Here is a 20,019-nt window from a genome sequence, read left to right as displayed (position 1 = left end):
TTGGAGGGTTTCACGGTTATGAACGCTCCAAACGTGAGATAACGCTCGCGCTATAAGCGCTCGCTACGAAACTCGCGTTCACTGCTTCCGGCAGTTTTCGCATAAGCCGAATACTTCCAGCGTGTGGTCAACAACTGTGTAACCGTGCGCTTGCGCAATCTTATGAATCCATCCTTCGTCATCAGGTGGCTCAATATCAACAGTTTTTCCGCATCGTTCACATACTAAATGGTGATGATGCGTATTTTCGTCACAAATACGGAATAATTGCTGCCCGTTAAAACGCACGGTGTCTACTTCGCCGCTTTGTGTAAGCGCATTTAATCTGCGATACACCGTAGCTAATCCTATTATTTCGCCATTCTTAGCTAGGATGCGGTGTAAATCTTGTGCAGAAACAAAATTACGAGATTCACGCAAATAGGCGAGTACAATCTCTTTTTGCTTCGTATGCCGACGTAAAGGTCCGTCAGTCATCTCGCATCCTTTCGTTATGGCTTTTATAGTAACTATTGCAAGGGTCTTACAGCAACTATTGCAAGGGAGTAAGTCTCTCAAATACCTTGCAATAGTTACATGCACCTATTTATTACTTTATTACTTTATTACTTTATTACTTTGTTACTTTTATTACTATATATTGTATTTAGTCGAGCTCATCATCCCAGCAGCCGGTAGAATCTAAGGCTGCCGCAGCTTCAACTGGATCGTCGCTGAGTACCGTAATATGACCCATCTTGCGGTTCTTGCGTACTTCCGCTTTTCCGTAATCGTGCACATGCCATTCTGGGTGCTCCAAAATGAGTGAGCGCACAGGAGCCACATGCTGTCCTAACACATTCACCATAACTGCTGGAGAAAGTAGCTTAGGTTTTTGCAAAGGCCATCCCACAATACCGCGAATATGCGCTTCAAACTGGTTCATATCACAAGCTTCAATGGTGTAATGCCCAGAATTGTGCGGTCGAGGCGCAAGTTCGTTTACTACTACGCGATTGTCTTTCGTAATAAAAAGCTCAATACCTAAAGTGCCTGCAAGTTCAAAGCCGCGAGCTAATCTCAAAGCTAGTTCGTGCGCGGCATGTTCAACTTGTGGATCAACTACAGCTGGTGCAAGCGTCATGTGCAAAATACTATTGTGATGCACATTCTTTACCAGAGGGTACGTTACAAAATCTTTACCGTTGCCAGAAACGAGAATAGACGCTTCAAAAGCAAAATCAACAAAACCTTCAAGAATTGAAGGTGGGAATTTGCCGCCGCGATCTGCACGATGATGAATATTTGCTACATCCTCTTCGGTACGCAGCACATCCTGACCGTGACCATCATAGCCGCCTCTGCGAGTTTTCAAAATAGCAGGCAAACCGATTTCGTCAATAGCAGTATCCAGATCGTCAAGATTATTTACTTCTCGCCATGGAGCTGTTTCGATTCCATGACTATTAATAAAGGTTTTTTCACTTACGCGATCTTGCGTAATTCTCAACAAGTCAGTTCCTTGAGGAATAGCAGTAAGATGACGAACTTTATCGAGTGCGTCTGCGCTCACGTTTTCAAACTCATACGTAAGTACATCGCAACGTTCTGCAAGTTCTCTTAAGCCCTCTGGATCGTCATAATTAGCTTCAACTTGTAAATCTGCCACTTGGAACACAGGGCAATCAAGCGTCGGGTCAAGAACACCAATTCTAAAGCCCATATGACGCGCCGCAATAGCCATCATGCGTCCCAGCTGACCGCCACCGATGATTCCAATAGTGGCACCTGGCATTAAGCGTTCAACAGCGCCATTAGTAACTTCAGATAAGGTCGGCATTAGATTCCTCAACTTTCGCTTTAAGTTCTTCGCGATACGCTGCAAGCTCGCTGGCAAGACGCTCGTCGGTTGTGCTTAGAATACTTACGGCAAGTAAGCCTGCGTTAGTGGCTCCAGAGTTACCGACAGCAGTTGTTGCAACAGGAATACCTCCTGGCATTTGCACAATCGAAAGCAGTGAATCCCACCCTGAAAGAGCATGAGAACGCACTGGTACGCCAATAACAGGCAGCGTAGTTTGTGCAGCAATCATGCCAGGCAAGTGGGCAGCTCCACCAGCTCCAGCAATAATAATATGGAACCCTTCTTTGCGGGCATTATGCGCAAAGTCAGCCATAAGTTCTGGCGTACGATGTGCGGAAATAACCCGTTTCATATAAGGAATTTGGAACTTATCGAGGATTTCACAAGCATGACGCATAGTCTCCCAATCACTTGAGGATCCCATAACGACAGCGACGGTTGGCTTTATTTCTGACACGATGAACCTCCCTGACGTGCACTTGTTACTTTACGCAACCGTAGGGAGAACTCGCCGAAGTTTGATACAAAACTTAACAAATTATTTGTTAAGTTTCAGTTTTATTTGTTCGTCTCACCACTTTTCGGTCGTAGCGATTTAGCCATTTCTAATATTTGCTTTGCACTAGCTTCTGGCAAGTACGCGTGAGTTACAGCTAGCGAGATTTGTGCTAATTTTGCCGAATCCATGTAGCAGATATACACTGAACTTGCTGTTGGTTGGAATTTTTTCTTGAAGAAGTACAATGATTTAAAACCGTAAGCAGGTTCCAAAATATCTGACATCATGGAAAGTGCGTGAGTAATAACATTGGTTGATTGCGGTTCGCCGTCATGCAATGACTGTTCGTCAATACCAGCCAAAGGTGCTGCTGAAAGGCTCATAAATTCTACAGCTGATTCAGGGTGCTCTAAGCCCTCGTCGCGTAAGCGTTCTGCCATACGCGCAATAAGTAATTCCATAATGCCGTTAGGGCTATCAGTACGGTGACGCATAAAATCAAGCGTCCAACCAATAATCCGGTGATTGCGATACGTAGGCATCCAGCTTGTTACGCCTAGAACGCGACCTTGCTGGTTAATGGCATATAAAATTTTTACGCGTTCGTCTTGAAGCTCATCCAAGCCACCCAAAGTAAATTTCATTTCCGGAAGAGCTTTCAACTCAGCCCATTCTTCTGAAATTTCTACAATCTGCTGTTGAATATCCCATGGTGCTTCATTATAAGTAGTTAAGACGTCAACAATACCGTCTCGTTTTGCTTTGTTAATAGCAGTGCGAATATCTTGCCATTTTTTGCCGCGAGTCTGCCATTCGTGAGGATTTACTAGCATGTCAGTACCGACTTTAATAGCGGTAAAACCAAGATTTTCTAGTTCTTGACGTATATGATCGTGGACAGCATAAAATGCTGGAGTCCACGAATTTTTTTCACATACTTGAATAAATCTGCGAAGATCTTGCTTATATTCGTTTGTATTACCAAAAGGACCAGTAAGAGTGAGCGCAATACCGTAGTTTAGACGGTAGGCGATAGCAGATTGACCAGTTTGTGAGAACCAGTAATGATTATCTGGCCATGTGGTCATAAAGCTCATCGTATTGCCGCCAAGTTCTACTAAAGAGCTTGCTCGTTTTCTATCTTGTTCGCTTGTAGAAAGCTTACTGCGGAACCAAGTAAAGCACACCATAAACAGCACTGCCCAAAATATTACGCCAACAGACTGCGCTAATGCCGAAGATAATGGTGTTTCTGTGCGAAGCATGGCATTAGAACGATTACCAAAGCCGAGTGGCATCCAGCGCCCTGGTAGATCGCGTAGTAAATGGTAAATATCGGCAGACGGTTTAAAATCGTCGGGTATCATAAGGCTTAAAGTAATATACCCGGTACCGGTAATGTATAAAGCGATAATAATAGCAATTAAACCTAAGCGCACTTGCAGTCGATTTGTGCGAATAGAAAAATGTTTTACATTAATGATGAGTAGAATAGTGATAAGTAGTGGTGGAAGTACAGTAAGCATAAAAGCAACAGCAACCGCATTATGTTGATGCGATGAAACATGTTGACTCGTGGCAATTAACGGCAAAACAGCAAAATACATGCCAGCATACAATACTGTTAATGCGTTAATAACTATAGCTGTCCATGCTGCAAGTTTACGTCCGCGCAACAATCCCCAAGCGATAATCAGCATAGTGATCATCGGTAGCAGAATACGAATCCATAAACCGCCAATAGTTGCATGATGTAAACCAGAATGAAGTAAGCAGCTATTAGTGCTGTAATTTGTCATGCATCGGGTAAGCCATGGCTTAGAACCCATTTGAGGTGACATAAATAAGCCAAGTGTAGTAAGAATGCCAGCATGCGAGCGAGACGATAATGCTAATACTGGTCCTAATGCCACAATGCTTTGTGCTACAGCAAAAAGTCGATGAATTTCGTAATCAGTTCCTTCCCACCAATTTACTTTTTGCTGCACGTTCTTTGACTTGCACATAAGATTGCCAATAATATGACCAGTAAGTGCCGCAATAATAGTGCAATAGTCACCAGGATTACCACTGTAAAGCATCATTGCTGAAGTGATAGCGTAACCGATTACCAGCATGCGTCTATGCCATAAAATTGATTCATAAGCTGCAGATGCCATAAAAGCGCCGATAAACAGTGTGAATGGTGATAGTCTAATAGGGATTTTAGTAATCCAATGCATATTGCGAATAATGATAGAAAGATTACCGATAATCGTAAGACCAACTATTATGCCGATTGTTGTACTTACTATTGCGATGGTAATAATACGCAATTTGCTAATACGTGTTTCAGCAACACCGATAAGCACAATAACTAATAAACAATTGACAAGCAGCGACGGCATACTGTTAACAAAAATAAGCGAATGACATATTTTGACTAGCAAATTTGTGACATTGCCATGTCCGAAGAAGAAACTTGGACCTTTTGCAGGATGGTGACGCATAAATAATTGTGCGAGAGTAGCATTCGTGCCGTAAGTATAAATATGCATCAACGTAATGGTTAACCAGTGGATGCAGTTAATAATAATAAAAACACAAGTTAACGTAATTGCGAAAACTCGTTGCTGCAGCCACATGATGAAATCTTTAGCTAAAATTTTCGTGTGATGATTCGACGATTTAGTAGCAATCTCAGCGTTGTTCTGCTTGCGATATTTTTGGAAAAAGAACAGTTTCATATTAGTGTCGATTCACGTGTTGGTTAACAAGAATTTGTACATTTGGATACGTATGTAAATTTGGTGCGCTATTGGCAATACCCGTTTTTTTACAGAATCGGTCGATAACGATACGCAATCCTGCTTGTACAGTATGCCAATCATGGCCTGATCCTTGAGCAAGCATAGTGAGAACGTTCATACCAGCTTTATGTGCGCTGATAGCAATAGTTGCTTGATTGGATTGAGATTTAGGATCCCAAGATCCGGCAATAGCGTAATAATCCTGCTTTAAAGGAGCGTTCTTGCGCATAACATTGCTGGGAACGTGCCGCTCATATGATGCAGTATTGCCGTAAAAGTATTGTTTAATAGTTTCTTGACGGTTAACATATGTTGGTTCTAGTTCGCCACCTGCTGAATATATTGCACTGAAAATGTGTGGGTATGCTGGAACTAATTGTGTAGCACACGTGCCGCCTTGTGAGAAGCCTCCCATAAGCCACATACTAGGATCTTTACTTACGGGTAAATGTTTGCGGATCCAACGTGGTACATCGCGCATTAAATAGGTTTCTGCTTTGCCATACACGTGAGTGTCTGAGCACAGTGAGTTGTGCGTTGCTGCGCCGTTTTGATCTGGCGCTACAACAATAGGTGCAAGACCGTAGTGTTTTTGCGCGTAGGTGTCTAATGTGCGCGCAATATCACTTGCAGCAAAAAAATGATTAGGACTACCAGGTTGACCGGCCATCATAACCATAACAGGTAATTTTGGTGGATGCTTGACTAATGCTGCTGGTGGTAAGTATACGTTTGCTGTGCGTGCATTAAAGTGAGATGCGGTATTGGGAATATATGCTGAACGTACAATGCCTTTTTGTGGTAATTTTGGTAATTTATGATGTTCTGCTAGGGTCCGCCATTCTCGAATACTGGCTGTAGCTGATTTTTCTTTCGTGATTTCTAGTTTTGGAAAATTACCCATGCCGAATATGGAGCCAAGCGTAGTGTACTCTCCATACACCATGTCAACGCGTAGTGCAGTGCTTGTTATTGTGAGAAGAATCGAAATGATTGCAATCAGTCTTTTCCATCCGCGTGAAAGCACTAACGCTGCTCCCGCAAAACCAATAAGACCAAAACCGCATGCAATAGAAAGAATAACAAGCCAACCGAGACTTACGCCAAACACAAGAAATACGTCGGAAATAAGCCAAGCAATGCCGCCACCAAGAATAAAAGCTATGCTTGCAACTCCAAGTTGTAAGAGTAAGTGCAGTAAGTGCTTGCCTTTTTTGGTTCGTATGACAATCAGTAATACTAGAGCAATGCCAGTTACGCTAAATAAGCTTGTTGGCAGCCAGCCTTGCAAAAGACTTACTTTTGCCAATTGCAGCATACTTGAGCCCTACACTTTCTCGTTGAGTACGTTTGAATTATGGTTATCGTTGTTGATATGCACAATGCGCTACCAAACTTGTTAATATAACGTATGTATCTGAAATTTTTCTCAATATTAGCTTTTATTTTTATTATTGATTGTTTTCTACTTGTTACAGACTGTCTTTAATACGATGATTACATATTTCTAATAATACGTAGTTGAAGCGCATATTGTAATCCATCGTAAGTATGAATATTTGCAGTGTTGCTTATAAAAATAAACTATGACGAGGCTCATAATTACAATAAGAAGCTATATATGTGGTCTTTATATGTTCGTTGATGTGGAACGATTGGAATAGATTATGAATACAATTGCAGAGGAATCTTTGAAAAGTAAAGCAAAAGAAGGTGAAGAAGAAAGAGGAAAAGAAGGAAAAGAAGAGAAAAAAGAAGTAGTTCAAGAAAATCGTCAAAAGAACAGTAAACAACAAAAACAAGAATGCAACGAAGAACACAAAAGTAAGTTGTTACATTTCTTCACTCGGATGCGAACCGTATGCAACGAACATCAAGTAGCAATTCCACGTTGGCTATATATAGTATTTTTCGTTCTTAACGATATTGCGATTGTTACTATTCTTCAACTTGGTGTGCAAGCTGGTGCGAAAAAGCAAGCTTTTCTTGCTCTATACGAAAATCTTGTTCGTATGGTAAGCAATATGTGGACAGTATTGAGTTTTGTATTTCTACTGAATGTGCTTATTGTTGCTGTTCTCTACGGCTTGTTGCTGATTGTTATAAACCGTTTTTGGATTACATCGCTCATAATGCTAGTTGTTGCTACACTGGTTGCCACTGTAGAGTATATGAAAATATTTGTGCGCAATGAGGCGATTCTTCCTGCAGATTTGAATTTCCTACAGAGTGATACTGGCAATATTTCCACATTCTTGCCGCCTAATGCGCCTCGTGTTATTGCTTTTGCGATTCTATCGATAATTTTCTTTATTGCCGTGTTTATGGTGATTCATGTGATCGATAAAAATCGTGGGATGGTTGTGTGGTTTGAGCGCAAAGATTTGCGCTATGGTATGCGTGGTGGCGTTTTTGTAGTGATGGCAAGCCTGTTCGCATTTTATATTGCTTCAGCTGGAACAGTTGGTTCTGTAGCTAACTCTTTTAATAAGATTATGGGCGATACTCCAGCAATGTGGGATTCTTCATACGATGCTCAGATTAATGGCCCACTAGTAGCTTTTATGCGACAAGTAAATCCAAAAGTGATGACGAAGCCGGCTAATTATAGCGAAAGTACGATGAAAGAAGTGGTTGCTCGTTATGAGAAGCAGGCGCAAATTATTAACGCTTCGCGCAACAATAAGATTAATAATCGTACGCTTATTGTGATTCTTTCTGAATCATTTGCGAATCCTGCTCGCGTTCCAGGACTTGCTTTTAATAAGACTGTGACTCCATTTATAAACGGTGTGAAGAAAAACACGGATAGTGGTCTTATGCTTTCCTCTGGCTATGGTGGCGGAACTGCAAATCTTGAATATATGACGATGACTGGTTTGAGCATGGTTAATTTTGATCCTTCTCTTACGAGTCCGTATCAGCAGTTAGTTCCAAAACTTTCGTGGACGCCTACTATCAATAAGTATTGGAATGATGGTAATAATTCTCTTGCTTTCCATCCGTTTGAACCGTCTATGTATTTGCGTGCTAAGAATTATAAGAAGTTTGGTTTTACTAAGTTCTATACGCTTCGACGTCCTGAAGTTATTAAATACAAGCATCGTATTGATTTGAATCCTTATGTTTCTGACGAGTCCGCATACAATAGCGTTTTGGATTCGATTGCTCGCAAGAAGTCGCCAGAATTTATTCAATTGGTTACGATGCAAAACCATATGCCGTATAACAATTGGTATGAAAATAATGAGTTTCAGGTATCGTCTACTGATGATGATGCGCCGTTAGGTGAAGAAGAATCATCTATTATTCAAACATACGCTAAGGGAGCAAACTATACGGATAAAGCCACTGAGAAGTTTTTGAAGAAGCTGGATCAGTTGCATAAGCCAGTAACGGTTTTGTTCTATGGTGATCATCTTCCTGGAGCGTATTCTACTGCAAGTGCGAATAAGAATAATTCTCTTATATTGCATTTAACTGATTACTTTATTTGGTCAAATAAAGCTGCTCGTGCAACGAGTGTGACGAAAAAGCATACTGCTAAAACTGATGTGTACTCTTCGCCAAACTTCTTTATTGCTCAAGTTGCTCGTCATATGAATGCGCGAGTTTCTCCTTATGTTGCTTTCCTTACAAAGTTGCATAAGCATGTGAGTGCAATGGAACCGCCGGTTGTTAATACGATTCAAGGATGGGATAGGATTCCTGAAGGTCAGTCAATTTATTTGGATCGTAACGGCAGACCAATGGCATACCGTGATATGGATAAAGAAACGAAGCAGCTGCTTAACGACTATAAACTTATACAATATGACATTACAGCGGGGAAGAGCTATACGCGCAATACTAATTTCTTTACTATGCCGTAATTGCATTCAGCCGTGTAGCTTATAAATAAATCTAACTGTGGGATCCAGTGGAATATTGGGTCCCATAGTTAGATTTGGGTTCATTGTAAGCTTATTGCTAAAATTTGTGAATCGCTGTCGTGAACAACGTGAACAATTACGGTTACTGTAATGCTTTTGAAGCAATATCGTGGCGGTAGAACATGTGCGGAAGATTAATGCTGTCTAGGATGTTATAGACAGTGTTTTGCGCATCTGCTACATCTTTTCCGTGCACTTGCACAAGAGCTACGCGGCCGGAAGAAGTGATAAGATTGCCGGTTTCTTCCTGGCTTTTAACTCCTGCATAATACACATGCTGACCTTGCGTTTCGTCAGCAGGAATGTGGGGAAGTGGTGTGCCAGTAACCAAGTTTCCAGGGTATCCCTCACTAGCAATAATGACACCAAGTGTAACGCCGTCTTTTTGCCAAGTAAAAACTGGTGTCTTATGGTGCAAAATATTCCAGATAGCGGCACCAAAATCTGATGTTAATCGTGGGAGCACAACTTCTGTTTCTGGATCCCCAAAACGAGCGTTAAACTCAATAACTTTTGGACCATCTTTCGTATCGATTAAGCCAGCGTACAGTACGCCAGTAAAAGGTGTGCCTTCTTGAGCTAGTCCTTCAACAGTTGGACGCACAATTTCGTCTATAGCGCGCTGAACTGTTTCGTCGCTGATTTGTGGCACAGGGCTATAAGCTCCCATTCCGCCAGTATTTGGCCCTCTGTCGCCGTCATAAGCACGCTTGTGATCTTGCGAAATTGGCATAACCCAAAAGTCGGTTCCGCTTACAAAACTCATCAGCGAAAACTCTTGACCTTGCAAGAATTCCTCAATAACAACTTTTGCTCCAGCGGCGCCAAAACGGTGATCGACAAAAATATCTTCCAAAGCCTCAATTGCTGTCTGTTCATCCATAGCAACAGTAACGCCTTTGCCTGCAGCCAAGCCGTCCGCCTTAATCACAATTGGAGCACCATGCTCAAGCACGTAGGCGCGCGCAGGCTCTAAAGCGTCAAAAGTTTGGTATGCTGCCGTTGGAACATTGTGGCGAGCCATAAGCTTTTTGGCAAAATCTTTAGAACCTTCGATTTGAGCCGCATGCTTGTTTGGGCCAAAGGCTGGAATACCATGAGCTTCAAAGTCATCAACAATACCGTTCATCAGTGGCACTTCTGGACCAATAAACGCAAAATCGTAGTTGTTATCTTTAATGAACGTAATAAGAGCTTCGTGATTCGACTGGCTAATGTTTACAGTTTGAATGCCGTCTGTTGCAATACCAGGATTTCCAGGAGCAACAGTTACTTCTTCAACGCTTTCGCCTTTAAGAAGTGCATGTGCAATAGCGTGTTCGCGCGCGCCGGAACCAACTACTAAAACTTTCATTTTTTGTCCTTTATAGTTTTATTGCAATTCGACTGCAACGTTTTCGCGTTTAGTCATCTTGCCAATAATATAAGCGGTTTCGTTATGCTCGTTTAGTATTCGCATTGCGTCGTCTGCTTTGCTTTCATCAACTGCCAAAACCATGCCAATGCCCATATTAAAAACGTTGAACATTTCAGCGTGAGCAACTTTGCCTGCTTGTTCAATAACGTCAAAAATAGGCGGAACATTCCAGCTATGAGTGTCGATGTTTGCAGCCAAATCGTCTGCGTACATGCGCGGAATATTTTCAATAAATCCGCCGCCTGTAATATGAGCAACTCCCTTAATAAGATGCTCAGCAAACAGTGGCTTCAAAGCCTTTACATAAATGCGCGTAGGCTCAAGCAATACTTCGCCAAGCGTTTTGCCATCAAGCTCATCCAGCTTCGTATCAACGCTAAAACCTGCTTCTTCAAACAAAGCTTTACGAACCAGCGAGAAACCGTTCGAATGGACTCCGGAAGAAGGTAGACCAATCAGCACGTCGCCGGAAGTAATAGTAGAACCGTCAACAATATTGGAGCGCTCTGCAACACCAACCGCAAAGCCAGCAAGATCGTACTCGTCTTCAGCGTACATTCCAGGCATTTCAGCAGTCTCTCCGCCAATTAAACCAGCTTCAGCTTGCACGCAACCGTCTGCAACGCCTGCAACAACCTGTTCAAGAAGTGCAGGATTATTTTTACCGCAAGCAATGTAGTCAAGGAAGAACAGTGGTTCTGCGCCTTGTGCTGCAATATCATTAACACACATAGCAACGCAATCAATGCCGATTGTATCGTGTTTATGCATCATGTTGGCGACCATAAGCTTGGTTCCAACGCCGTCTGTGCCGGAAATGAGCACAGGCTCTTTGTAACCGAGGGATGCTAAGTCAAACAATCCGCCGAATCCGCCGATGCCACCCATAACGCCTGGGCGCTTCGTGCGATTCACATGCGATTTGATGCGACGTACTACTTCGTATCCTGCTTCTACGCTTACGCCAGCTTCTTCATATGCGTGTGGCATGTTGGTTCCTTTCGTCATATTAATATACGTATTTTCTTAAGTTTTATTAATCAATTGCAATAAATAAGTAAATTATTAAGCTAAATAAGATTTTCGTGCGAATATTTACTATGCTTGCTAATTTCTTGCAAATGCTTGCGCTCTTCAGGAGCAAGGGAAGCTAAAAATTCTTCACGATAATCATCTAAAGCAGTAGGGTAGTCGCCGTTAAAATACGCTACACACAAACCATCGTAAGGCGCAGGCTTGTGCAATCCAATCGACTCAACTAACCCGTCCAGCGACAAAAATGCTAACGAATCAGCGTCAATGTAATCGCGAATTTCTTCAACTGAATGTTTTGCAGCAATAAGCTCCTTCGTAGTCTGAATATCAATACCATAGAAGCAAGGATATTTCAGTGGAGGTGAAGAAATACGCATATGCACTTCTTTAGCGCCAGCTTCTCGCAAAAGTTGCACAATTCTCTTAGAAGTTGTGCCGCGCACGATTGAATCATCAAGAACAATAACACGCTTTCCTTGAACAACACTACGCACAGCAGAAAGCTTCATGCGCACTCCCTGCTCGCGTAATTCTTGCGTAGGCTGAATAAACGTGCGAGCTACATACTGATTTTTGATTAACCCCATTTCATTAGGAAGTCCACTTGCTTCTGCATATCCTGCGGCAGCAGAAAGCGAAGAATTAGGCACTCCAATAACCATGTCTGCTTCAACAGGAGACTCTTGAGCTAAACGAGAACCCATGCGCTTCCTAGCGGCGTGCACATTAATGCCGTAAATATTGGAATCTGGACGAGCAAAATAAATAAACTCCATTGAGCATACAGCATGCTGCACATGATCCGTATAACGCTCAATGGTGTAGCCATTATCGTTAATAACAATAATTTCGCCAGGTTCAATATCTCGAATAAATTCGGCGCGAACAATATCAAGCGCACATGTTTCTGAAGCGAGCACATATGCGCCGTTATTCATTCTGCCAAGCGAAAGAGGGCGGAAACCATTCGGATCCGTAGCACCAATTAAAGCATCCTGTGTAAGTAGCAAGTAAGCAAATCCGCCATGAACAGTAAGTAATGCTTCTTTAAGACATTCCATAAAAGTTGGCTTATGAGAGCGTCTGATTAAGTGCATGAGTATTTCAGTGTCGGAATTTGAGTGGAAAATGGCACCGTTATTTTCCAAAGAATTGCGCAAACTAGTGCAATTCGTCAAATTTCCGTTATGTGCAAGAGCAACGTCACCATCGTGGAATCGGAACAAGAAAGGCTGAATATTATCAACGCTTCCCGAACCTGCGGTAGCATAACGCACGTGACCAATCGCACGGTTTCCCGTAAGACGATCCATAACCTGCTCATTACTAAATACTTGCGTAAGCAAGCCTAACCCACGGTAGCCGTGGAGAGCACCATTATCGTTAGATACGATTCCGGCACCTTCTTGCCCACGATGCTGCAGCGCATGCAATCCAAAATATGTGAGTCGAGCAGCGTCCGAATGACCCCAAACGCCAAATACACCGCACTCTTCATGAATGTTTTCAAGCTCTGCAGACATCTTTACTCCCCTGCCAATCGATAACTGTGTTTGCTGAATTATTAATCATGCTGCATAAACTTTTCACCATAATTAAGCGTAATAATAGTGGATTGTTTATGCTGTAAAGTACTCTACGCCAGCATGAAACAGTGGCTGCTCGTGAAAATCAGGAATATTGACATACAAGCCACGACCAGCGCGCTCGCAATGACCCATCTTTCCAAAAACTCTGCCATCTGGGCTAGTAATGCCTTCGACTGACATCATTGAACCATTCGGATTAACGTTAAGACTCATGCTCGGTACACCATTACTATCAACATATTGTGTAGCAATTTGACCGTTTTGTACGAGCTTTTGCATAACTTCATCAGTTGCAATAAAACGACCTTCACCATGAGAAATTGCAACCGTGTGGATATCTCCAACCTGCGTATTGTTCAGCCATGGAGACATGTTTGAAGCGACGCGCGTACGAACAATGCGACTTTGATGTCTGCCAATAGTGTTGTAGGTAAGAGTTGGGCATTGAGCATCAATAGGAATAATATCTCCAAACGGAACCAAACCAAGTTTAATAAGTGCTTGGAAACCATTGCAAATACCCAGCATTAAGCCATCGCGATGCTGAAGTAAATCGCGCACAGCATCCGTAACTTCAGGGTTTCTAAAGAATGCTGTAATAAATTTTGCTGAACCATCCGGTTCATCGCCGCCGGAGAAACCACCAGGAATCATAACAATCTGACTCTTCTTAATTTCTTCAACTAGCTTATTAGCAGACTCAGCAATATCCTTGGCACTTAAGTTATTAATAATAAGCGTATGTGCGTCGGCGCCTGCGCGCTCAAAAGCAGCTTGAGTATCGTATTCGCAATTATTTCCTGGGAAAACTGGGATAATAACGCGAGGGTGCGCAAGCGGTTTTAGATTTCCTGTGTGCGCGCGTTTTGTAGTAGAAACATGAGTTTCATGATTAATAGTTTCTACAATTTCACCAGGCTTCTTATATGGGAAGATTGAAGCAAGCTCATGTTCCCAAATTTTTTGCAAATCAAGCAAATCAACTTCTTCACCACTAGCTGAAGTGATTGCGTAATTTTCTTTTGTTTCGCCAATAATTGCAATATCAACTAAACTTGCGTCCGTTTGAGACGGTACTTCTGCGTTTTCTTGAAGTTCTACGTAGAATGTGCCATATGCTGGCTTAAATAAATCGTCGTCGCTTATATTGTTGAATAAAGTTAGACCAATATGATTTCCAAGCGTCATCTTGAATAAGCTCTCTGCACTAGCACCATAGCCAGGTGTGGCAATAGCAAGAGCCTGCTTATTCTTCGTAATATTTTCGATAATACTCAGAGTTTCAAGGAAACTTTCCTTTTCAGGAGTGATTCCGTCGGATTTATATTTTGGAGCAATGCGTATAACTTTATGATTGACACCCTTAAATTCAGGTGAAACAGTTAAACGCGCGTCACCAGTGGAAACAGCAAACGAAATTAAAGTTGGTGGCACATCCAAATGCTCAAAACTACCACTCATAGAATCCTTGCCGCCAATAGCACCCACGCCAAAATCAAGCTGCGCACTTAAAGCGCCAAGAACTGCTGCAGCCGGTTTACCCCAACGTTCTGGAACGTCGTGAGGCTTGCCAAAATACTCTTGCAAACTCAAATAAGCGCGTTCGCGCGTGAAACCACTTGCTACAAGTTTTGCTAAAGACTCAACAACTGCAACGTAAGCTCCAGTAAACTGATTCTTTTCCATCAAATATGGGTTAAAGCCCCAAGCCATTGCGGAAGCTGTATTGGTTTCACCAAATACTGGGAATTTCGCAACCATAGCTTGAGCAGGAGTAAGCTGACGACGACCGCCAAAAGGCATAAGCACAGTCGCAGCGCCAATCGTAGAGTCGAAACGTTCTGACAAACCCTTGTTAGAAGCGATATTAATGTCTGAAACAAGAGCACGCATACGCTCAGTAAGCGTCAAATCAGACTTATCTTGCCACGGGTTCGTATAAGATTTTCCAGCTTCAATATGAAGTACCTGCTGTTTTGGAGCACCATTAGAAGCTAAGAACGCGCGACTTAAGTCCACAATGGTTTTTCCGCGCCAAGTCATGCGCATACGAGCTTCTTCAGTAACAGTTGCTACAATTTCTGCTTCAAGATTCTCTTCACGAGCATACTGCAAAAATGCTTCAGCATCATTGGCAGCAACGTCTACAGCCATACGCTCTTGAGATTCAGAAATAGCAAGCTCAGTACCGTCGAGACCTTCATACTTTTTAGAAACTTTGTCGAGATTAATAGTTAAGCCGTCGGCGATTTCGCCAGTTGCAACAGAAACGCCGCCAGCACCAAAATCATTACAACGCTTAATAAGCTGGCACGCATCCTTGCGACGGAATAACCTTTGCAATTTACGCTCAATAGGAGCGTTACCTTTTTGTACTTCAGCGCCACATTCTTCAATGCTTTCAACATCTTGCGCTTTAGAAGCGCCGGTAGCTCCACCAATGCCGTCGCGACCAGTGCGTCCGCCAAGAAGAATAATCACATCGCCAGGAGCAGGAGTTTCCCTGCGTACATGGTCGGCTGGGGTAGCGGCAACAACAGCACCAACTTCCATGCGCTTAGCAACATACCCCGGGTGGTATAACTCATGAACTTCACCTGTAGCTAAACCAATCTGATTTCCGTAAGAAGAATAGCCGGCTGCAGCAGAAGTTACGATTTTTCGCTGCGGAAGTTTGCCATTTAAAGTTTCACTAATAGGCGTACGAGGATCCGCAGCACCAGTCACGCGCATAGCTTGGTAAACGTAGGAACGTCCAGAAAGAGGGTCTCGAATGCAGCCGCCAATGCACGTAGCAGCGCCACCAAAAGGCTCAATCTCCGTAGGATGATTATGTGTTTCATTCTTAAATAGGAACAGCCAATCTTCATCATGACCATTCACGTCAACCTTAACTTTTACTGTGCACGCATTAATCTCTTCGGACTCATCCAAATTCTTTAATTCACCAGTATGCTTCAAATATTTAGCGCCAATAGTAGCCATATCCATTAAGCACACAGGCTTATTTTCGCGTTGAAGTTCACTGCGCAATGAAAGATAACGTTGGAAAGCTTTTTGCACTGTATCGTCGTCAATAGTAATATCAGTAAGCTCAGTACCAAAAGTCGTGTGACGGCAGTGATCAGACCAGTATGTATCAATAACGCGAATCTCAGTAATAGTAGGATTCCGCTGCTCGTAACGGAAATACTGCTGGCAAAACTTTGCGTCAGCCAAATCCATAGCTAAACCGCGCGAATGAATAAAATCTTGCAAACCTGCATCATCTAAATCATTAAACGCATTCACTACTTCAACATCTGCTGGAACAACTGTTTCGCGTTGCAAACTATTGACTTCATCGAGAGCTGCCTCACGCGCTTCAACAGGATTAATAATGTAATGTTTAATAGCTTGCATAGCTGCGTCATCAAGATCGCCTTTTAATGCAATGACTTTAGCAGTTCGCACAATTGGGCGCTCACCTTGACTAATAAGCTGAATGCATTCGCTTGCGGATTGCGCGCGCTGATCAAACTGCCCAGGTAAAAATTCGACAGCGAACACGTGCTCGCTTGTTTCAATAGGCAAATAATCATACGTATTATCAACTGGTGGTTCACTGAATACTGTTCGCACAGCAGTATTGAACAAATCCTCCCCAATACCTTCTACATCGTATCTATTGATAATGCGTGCGGAAGTAATCGCGCTTATGCCAAGAATTTCCTTAAGCTCATGTAAAAGCTGTTGTGCTTGAACGTCAAAACCATTGCGTTTTTCCACATATACGCGAAATACCACGAGAAACCTACCTTGTTGAATGTGCGGTATGAATGCAGTGTTTGTTGTTGTATAGGTTTTTAAATTATAAGTAATTAAGTTATAAGTAATTGAGTGGAATCACATTAGTAGTAATTCAGGTATCAATATTACCAATAATTAAATTATTAAAATCAGTAAGAATGCATGTGGCTCGCACCCAACAAGGCACGAGCCACAACAATCATTATTATTCTACGCAATCATCAGGTTTGCGCACAGCAACATCCAAGCCTTCGCTTTGTGCCAAGTTTGCAAGCCTGCTGTGAATTTCTTCATATGCAGGAATAATGTCGCCTAAATCACGTCGGAATAAGTCCTTATCCAAATGACTTACTCCATCCGTACCAGCATTGCGTTTATCCCAAAGTCTGCAAGTATCAGGCGTAATCTCATCAGCAAGAAGAATATTGCCTTCGCTGTCTACGCCCTCTTCAATCTTGAAATCAACAAGCTGCACGTCAATCTTGGAGAAAATATCAAGCAAAGCATTGTTGACTGCGTGAGCTTGACGAGTAATTTCCGCCATCTCTTCGTCGGTTGCAAGACCTAGAGCGACAACGCCTTCTGGATTAATAAACGGATCGCCAAGTTCGTCAGACTTCACACAGAACTCCAACAATGGCTTCTTCAGTGGGGTTCCTTCTTTAACGTTATACCGTTTTGCAAAAGAACCGGCAGCAGTATTACGCATAATAATTTCCAGCGGGAACATGCGCATACGCTTTACGAGTTGTTCAGTATCGGAAATACGTCCGAGGAAGTGGCTTTTTACGCCGCGCGCCTCAAGTAGATGGAATAGTAAAGAAGTAATCCGGTTATTTAAACTGCCTTTACCGGCGATCTGAGCTTTCTTCAGACCGTTACCAGCGGTTGCCTGGTTCATATATTCAACCCAGAGCACATTGGTGTCATCGGTAGCGTACAGTTTTTTGGCTTTGCCTTCATACAACTTATCAAGTTTTTCCATGATATGCCCTCTCTTACGTGCACTCATAGTTGTAGGCGCAAACCAACAGTATTTGTAGGTTTACCTGACCTTGGCCAGCACGATTAGCGTAACAATTGTTGCCTACAAAACTGCCGGCAAAAATTACGAAATCTATTTACAAAACTATGCTCAATCACATGATTTTCAACGCATTTCAGTATTTGCAGACACCGTCCGCAACGTGTGTGCAATGCGTGTCGCACTGTTTCGAGCATCCTGTGCGTCTAATCCAGTGGCAAGAGCAACAGCCATGCGTCTGTGACCATAAACTGAAGGTTTAGCAAAAATACGCAGATTCAAACGATTATTACTCTTGCTATCCGTGCTTAAAGCTTGAGCAACATGAGTAAAACCAACAGCACCATTGCCTTCAATAACTACAGCGTGACTTGCGGCAACCTCGCCATCTCGCAACGACAGCGCAGTATACGTTGCTGTAATTGGCACACCTAAAATAGCGAGCACATGAAGCGCAAACTCGCTGTAATGCTGGGAAATCATAGTCACCATACCAGTGTCGTGTGGTCGAGGTGAAAGCTCATTAAAAAGAAGCGAACCATCAGTCAACACAAATAATTCGACTCCATAAACACCCCAACCAGTTTCGTTAGAATCGTGCGCAATATGAGTTAAACCTTCTACAGCGCGTTTCGCAATATTCTGCGCCTGAACGCGAATCGATTCTGGAATATTCGCAGGCTGCCAAGATTCTCTATAATCCCCATCCTGCTGACATTGAGCAATAGGTTCGCAAGTAGTAATACCTGCAGAAGAACTTATAGTAAGCACAGTAAGCTCATAATCAAGCGGAGCTAAAGCTTCAACAATAACGCGAGAACACTCATTTTCATGCCCAACTGCAGCTCGTCTGCCATGCTGAGCCTCATTCCACGCAGCAAATAAATGTTCAGGACTGCGAACTATTGACTGGCCGTGACCAGAAGAGCTCATAACAGGCTTAACAACGCAAGGGTAGCCGACCTGCTGAGCACCATCGCATAATTCTTCATACGATGAAGCGAAACAATACGGTGTAGTAGGCAGCCCTAAATCTTCGTGCGCAATTCTACGCAAGCGCTCGCGATCCATAGCAATGGCAGCAATATCGGAGCTGGGAACAATCTGAATATGCTGTTGCGCAGCATTTTTCAGCACATTTGTGGCAATTGCTTCAACTTCAGGAATAATAATATTCGGTTCCACTTCGTCAATAAGATGTTGCAATGCATTGGCGTCCGACATATCAAGCACGCGATATTCGTGAGCTATTTGCATCGCTGGAGCGTTTTTGTAGCTATCGGCAGCGCAAACATGCACGCCTAATCGCATAAGCTCAATCGCAATTTCCTTGCCAAGCTCGCCTGAGCCAAGCAGAAGTGCGGTCAGGTTGTTGCTATTTTCAGTTACGCCAAAAATGCGTTGATTGTGCTCAGAAAAACTCATACACTCATTGTTGCATTTGCCATTGTCGAATGATGTGAGTTTTGTGGGATTTCTTTATTTGCGATTGCAAAACTTCATAAACATGCAAACATACAATCTGTGCGAAAAATCTCAAATCTCCACAACACGAATATGAGTATGATGAATATGAAATACATTACGACGCGCCGAAATAGATGATGCTGGCGTAAATCAGAAAATTCGTGTATAGTATTCCTCTGTTGTGTGATTCTGTATGTTTCATGCACATGGTGGCTATAGCTCAGTCGGTAGAGCATCTGATTGTGGTTCAGAAGGTCGCGCGTTCAAGCCGCGTTAGCCACCCCATTTGAACGGCTAGTTTTTGCTAGTCGTTTTTTGTTTTGTGGCATTGTTTGGAAGAGTGGGGTTGTAAGGGCGTAAAGGGTAAGTGGCAACCGCTTCATTCTTTCATTTCTTCATTGCTTTATTTCAATAACCGGGTTATAGGCCAAAAAGTGTATAAAACTATGATGATGAATATTATGTGTCTATAATCCATAATCTAAACAGCATTAAAAACTTAGCTAACAAACTGAGAAAGAACAGTCATATGTTACTGGTGCAGTACGTATTCTGCATTAGTAACGAATAATTGCAATTTATTGTTACTCGCGCAGTACGTATTCTGCATTAGTAACAAAGTTTGACGATTTATT

12 protein-coding genes and 1 tRNA gene are annotated in these 20,019 nt (G+C 42.6%); 2 read left to right on the top strand and 11 right to left on the bottom strand.

All coding sequences use genetic code 11. From position 1 onward, the window contains the following. Nucleotides 1-78: 78 nt before the first annotated feature. The 5 genes from HMPREF3208_RS05635 to HMPREF3208_RS05615 form a co-directional block, all read right to left on the bottom strand. Nucleotides 79-477, bottom strand: coding sequence for a Fur family transcriptional regulator (locus HMPREF3208_RS05635; RefSeq protein WP_016636812.1), 399 nt, complete (start codon nucleotides 475-477; stop codon nucleotides 79-81). 169 nt (nucleotides 478-646) lie between these two features. Continuing rightward, a complete protein-coding gene (purK, locus tag HMPREF3208_RS05630; protein WP_064347643.1) occupies nucleotides 647-1,819 on the bottom strand; it encodes a 5-(carboxyamino)imidazole ribonucleotide synthase in 1,173 nt (390 codons plus the stop codon). After that, on the bottom strand, nucleotides 1,803-2,267 hold the full coding sequence (gene purE / locus HMPREF3208_RS05625; RefSeq protein WP_081091190.1) for a 5-(carboxyamino)imidazole ribonucleotide mutase: 465 nt from the start codon (nucleotides 2,265-2,267) through the stop codon (nucleotides 1,803-1,805). Before purE ends, purK begins: the two co-directional genes overlap by 17 nt. 134 nt (nucleotides 2,268-2,401) lie before the next feature. Beyond that, nucleotides 2,402-5,068, bottom strand: a complete 2,667-nt coding sequence (locus HMPREF3208_RS05620; protein ID WP_016636809.1) for a bifunctional lysylphosphatidylglycerol flippase/synthetase MprF — start codon at nucleotides 5,066-5,068, stop codon at nucleotides 2,402-2,404. Nucleotide 5,069: 1 nt separating this feature from the next. Then, complete coding sequence (locus HMPREF3208_RS05615; RefSeq protein ID WP_064347640.1) at nucleotides 5,070-6,449, bottom strand: alpha/beta hydrolase; 1,380 nt, start codon at nucleotides 6,447-6,449, stop codon at nucleotides 5,070-5,072. A 532-nt stretch (nucleotides 6,450-6,981) separates the two neighbouring features. On the opposite strand from HMPREF3208_RS05615, the gene HMPREF3208_RS05610 reads away from it, so the two are divergent. Continuing rightward, complete coding sequence (locus HMPREF3208_RS05610) at nucleotides 6,982-9,003, top strand: LTA synthase family protein (RefSeq protein ID WP_064347645.1); 2,022 nt, start codon at nucleotides 6,982-6,984, stop codon at nucleotides 9,001-9,003. A 142-nt stretch (nucleotides 9,004-9,145) separates the two neighbouring features. On the opposite strand, the gene purD is transcribed toward HMPREF3208_RS05610, so the two are convergent. The 6 genes from purD to purT all read right to left on the bottom strand — a co-directional run bounded on the left by purD (nucleotide 9,146) and on the right by purT (nucleotide 19,342). Continuing rightward, nucleotides 9,146-10,417 carry a phosphoribosylamine--glycine ligase gene (purD, locus tag HMPREF3208_RS05605; RefSeq protein WP_064347638.1) on the bottom strand — a complete coding sequence of 424 codons (1,272 nt, stop codon included), beginning with the start codon at nucleotides 10,415-10,417 and terminating at the stop codon, nucleotides 9,146-9,148. Nucleotides 10,418-10,435: 18 nt separating this feature from the next. Beyond that, a complete protein-coding gene (gene purM / locus HMPREF3208_RS05600) occupies nucleotides 10,436-11,470 on the bottom strand; it encodes a phosphoribosylformylglycinamidine cyclo-ligase (protein WP_064347636.1) in 1,035 nt (344 codons plus the stop codon). 80 nt (nucleotides 11,471-11,550) lie between these two features. Then, nucleotides 11,551-13,038, bottom strand: a complete 1,488-nt coding sequence (purF, locus tag HMPREF3208_RS05595) for an amidophosphoribosyltransferase (RefSeq protein ID WP_064347635.1) — start codon at nucleotides 13,036-13,038, stop codon at nucleotides 11,551-11,553. A gap of 96 nt (nucleotides 13,039-13,134) precedes the next feature. Continuing rightward, a complete protein-coding gene (locus HMPREF3208_RS05590; protein ID WP_064347633.1) occupies nucleotides 13,135-16,890 on the bottom strand; it encodes a phosphoribosylformylglycinamidine synthase in 3,756 nt (1,251 codons plus the stop codon). Between the two features lie 208 nt (nucleotides 16,891-17,098). Then, nucleotides 17,099-17,878, bottom strand: a complete 780-nt coding sequence (gene purC / locus HMPREF3208_RS05585) for a phosphoribosylaminoimidazolesuccinocarboxamide synthase (RefSeq protein WP_032814135.1) — start codon at nucleotides 17,876-17,878, stop codon at nucleotides 17,099-17,101. Nucleotides 17,879-18,043: 165 nt separating this feature from the next. Then, complete coding sequence (gene purT / locus HMPREF3208_RS05580; protein ID WP_064347631.1) at nucleotides 18,044-19,342, bottom strand: formate-dependent phosphoribosylglycinamide formyltransferase; 1,299 nt, start codon at nucleotides 19,340-19,342, stop codon at nucleotides 18,044-18,046. Nucleotides 19,343-19,593: 251 nt separating this feature from the next. Between purT and HMPREF3208_RS05575 the strand changes: the two genes are divergently transcribed. Further along, nucleotides 19,594-19,669: transfer RNA gene (locus HMPREF3208_RS05575), tRNA-His, on the top strand. Nucleotides 19,670-20,019 lie beyond the last annotated feature (350 nt).

This window comes from Gardnerella vaginalis (genome assembly GCF_001546485.1).
Taxonomy (GTDB): domain Bacteria; phylum Actinomycetota; class Actinomycetes; order Actinomycetales; family Bifidobacteriaceae; genus Bifidobacterium; species Bifidobacterium vaginale_D.
The sequence above is the reverse complement of the archived record's forward strand: the minus strand, read 5'-3'. Positions and strand labels throughout refer to the sequence as shown.